Origin of the sequence: Deinococcus marmoris DSM 12784 (assembly GCF_000701405.1) — a bacterium.
In the GTDB taxonomy this organism is placed as follows: domain Bacteria; phylum Deinococcota; class Deinococci; order Deinococcales; family Deinococcaceae; genus Deinococcus; species Deinococcus marmoris.
This window is the reverse complement of sequence record NZ_JNIV01000211.1, coordinates 1-2,302: the sequence shown is the minus strand read 5'-3', so window position 1 is coordinate 2,302 and position 2,302 is coordinate 1. Positions and strand designations below refer to the sequence as shown.

Sequence of the window (2,302 nt, the reverse complement as noted above, 5' to 3'; positions counted from 1 at the left end):
GGTATCCACTTGGTGGTTCTCTTTGCCTAGTATCGGGATGTGAAGTTCCCGGTGGCCTATCGGGTGTACAAGGGGAAAAGCACGCCCACACCCACTACGTTGGCGCGCGAGATGCTTCGCACCATCCCCGATTTCATCCGCTCCCCGTTCCGCATCCGGGTGTTGGCTGACAGCGGTTTTGAAGCAGCCGTATTTCTGGATGAGGTGCGGCAACTGGGCTTTGAGTTCGTTGTGGGCGTTCGCACCACTCGGCGCACCGAGCGGCGATATCGATCTGCTCGTCAGCTTGACCATGCACAACCTGCTGGCTTATGGCCGTGGCGGGGCGCACACCAGCCCCACACCATACGCAGCTACACCACTGGCGTGCGGGCCTACCTCGCCTACGCACTGACCCTCGGCTGGAAGCGTTTGACCGAACACGACACGGACCTAACCATCGGATACATCCGGGGATTGGAGGGGCAGGGGATGAAGCCAGGGACGATCAACTCGCGCCGATCCGCCGCCCGTGCCCTGTACCGGACGCTGCGGTGGGCCAACGTGCTGGAGGGTGACCCGTTCGCCGACACCCCGCGCGCCCATGACACTGAGGACAAGTGGACGAAGCTGGAGGCGTACTCGCGGGAGGACATCAATGCTCTGCTCGCCCTGGCGGACGCGGACGAAACGCGGTTCTTGCTCTTGGGCGCACATGGGGCGCTGCGGATGTCTGAGCTGATCGGTTTAAGGTGGCAGCACATTGACCTCCTGAAACGGGTGATGGTGGTGACGGGCAAAGCGCGGAAGACGGCGACGGCGCACCTCACCGCAGCGCTGACCGAGTCGCTGTCGCAGGTGCCGGAGGAGGAGAGGGAAGGGCCGGTGTTGGCCTGGTAGAACCAGAAGACGGTGCGGCTGGTCCTGCGGAGTCTGTGCAGCCGGGCGGGCGTGAAGTACGAGAAGCGCCACGTGCATGGGCTGCGGCACTCGGCGGCCACCATGCTCCTAGACCAGTGCGGCGACCTCTTCGTGGCGGCCCCACACCTGCGGCACAGCTCCATCAGCACCACCGAGGTGTACGCAAAGCTCTCCAGCACGAAGCTCACCGACGCCCTGGCAGGCTGGGATGCAGCAGAGGATGCCGCCGACTGACCCCGACATCAGCAGCGCCCAGGAGACGGTCCCTGGGCGCTTTTTCTGGCCGATATTCGGCCCGACATCTGAACTTATTGGGGGAGGCGTCCGTGATTGTCTCATGCGTGGGCTTGGCCAGATCGCCCATGCTGAGAGTGCCGTAAAAACTGCTTTATAGTTCCTCTCATGGAAATCACTGGGAAGATTGACCCACTTACAGGAGCACGATTTTTTGCCGCGCTTTTGGTCTTTATGTACCACCAGCCGTGGATGGAAACGGCCAGCAGCCCTACCGCCCGATGGATTTATTCCACGATGTTTTCTGACGGTTACATGGGGGTCAGTTTCTTTTTCATTCTGTCTGGTTTTATTCTTACCTATACGTATCAGGAGCGCCTTAGAAAATCCGACGCTGGGAGTATGAAAAAATTCTTCATTGCGAGGTTCGCGCGCATTTACCCGCTACATGCGCTCACTTTCCTTATTTCGCTTCCCATTGCCATCTACAGCTCTAAAGGGCTAATCAATTCACTAGTGGCCGGCGTATTTAATGCCTCCCTCCTACAGAGTTTTCCGCCGGTCAGGTGGATTTATTTTTCGTTCAACGGTCCGTCATGGAGCATCTCCGACGAGACATTTTTTTATGCCCTGTTCCCCTTCCTGCTGGTTCTCACAACCAGGAATCTAAAGGTTTGGATCGGAGCGGCCATTGCGCTTTTTCTCGTGCTGTTGATTGCGGCCTTACAGATCCCGAACACTGAGCTTTCCCATTGGTTTTTCTACATCTTTCCGGTGACCCGGCTGTGGGACTTCCTGGTCGGTATTCTTTTGGCCCGGCTGGCATTCGCGCTCAGGCCCAGGCTCCAATCCAGCGCCCTGCCAGATGTGGGCGTGTGGGCGGCCCTCGGTCTTCTAGTGGTGCTTATCGCCTTTCACAACGACGTGCCGCAAAACCTCCGCTGGTCTTTGTACTATGCCCCAGCATTCGCACTGCTCATTTTCTCGCTTACCTTTAGCAAAGGTGTTATTGCCCGGCTGTTAAGCCAGCGCTGGCTTGTATACCTAGGCGAGATGTAACTACTCAGCAGGGGGAGGCGAGTTCAAGTTGCTAGCGCACCACTCTGATGGGCCGAGTGTACCTCTTGGGGCGTGCGATACCCCAACACTTTTCGGGGTCTGTTGTTCA

1 protein-coding gene and 2 pseudogenes are annotated in these 2,302 nt (G+C 58.3%); all 3 read left to right on the top strand.

Annotated features, from left to right (window positions below; all coding sequences use genetic code 11):
- A pseudogene (locus Q319_RS27705) lies at positions 1–262 on the top strand (IS701 family transposase); the annotation flags it as partial.
- A gap of 80 nt (positions 263–342) precedes the next feature.
- Positions 343–1,134: pseudogene (locus Q319_RS28925) on the top strand (tyrosine-type recombinase/integrase); the annotation flags it as partial.
- Positions 1,135–1,302: 168 nt separating this feature from the next.
- Positions 1,303–2,193, top strand: a complete 891-nt coding sequence (locus Q319_RS0123200; RefSeq protein WP_081846277.1) for an acyltransferase family protein — start codon at positions 1,303–1,305, stop codon at positions 2,191–2,193.
- The last annotated feature ends 109 nt before the right edge of the window (positions 2,194–2,302 follow it).

What these genes read in the sequence shown, in the direction of transcription:
- Q319_RS0123200 (WP_081846277.1), top strand. Translation starts at nt 1,303, where the DNA reads ATGGAAATCACTGGGAAGATTGACCCACTTACAGGAGCACGATTTTTT.